This is a genomic window from Massilia sp. 05N420 (genome assembly GCF_056397205.1).
On the sequence record NZ_JBFTMX010000176.1, the window covers coordinates 1 to 454 of the forward strand.

Annotated in this window: 1 protein-coding gene; it reads right to left on the minus strand. The window is 64.1% G+C overall.

Annotated features, from left to right (window positions below; all coding sequences use genetic code 11):
- The coding region (locus AC1DIX_RS27850) for an AraC family transcriptional regulator (RefSeq protein WP_477328586.1) at positions 1-411 on the minus strand (411 nt) is incomplete at its 3' end.
- Positions 412-454 lie beyond the last annotated feature (43 nt).

Consider the following 454-nt stretch of genomic DNA (forward strand, 5'->3'; position numbering starts at 1 on the left):
GTAGATGATCTCGCGCTCCAGCATCGGCGCCATGATCGCGATATCCGAGGGCGTGTCGAGCAGCTTGATCAGCCGCAGCCAGGCATCGGCAAGATCGGGCGTCACGGGGCTGATGCCGAAACCCGGGCCATCGGCCATAGGCGGCAGGCCCGGCATGTCCATGATGATTTCGGCGACAACAGGGATATCGAGCGTCAGGGCGACGGCGAGATAGGGTGTATCGGGGCGTGCCTCGACGATCTGGCAGGCGCCGGGAACCTCGATGCTGGCGACGAAATAGCTGGCACGATCGTAATGCAGCCGCCTGTCGCCGATCAGCGCACATTTCGCGCCCTGCAGAACGAGGCAGAGCATCGGCTCATAGATGCCGGGTGTCATGCCCGTCAGCGCCGCATCCTTGGTGATCGTCACCCGCGGGACAGCGGTTTGCGTGCGCTGCCCCTGAGCATGTCTC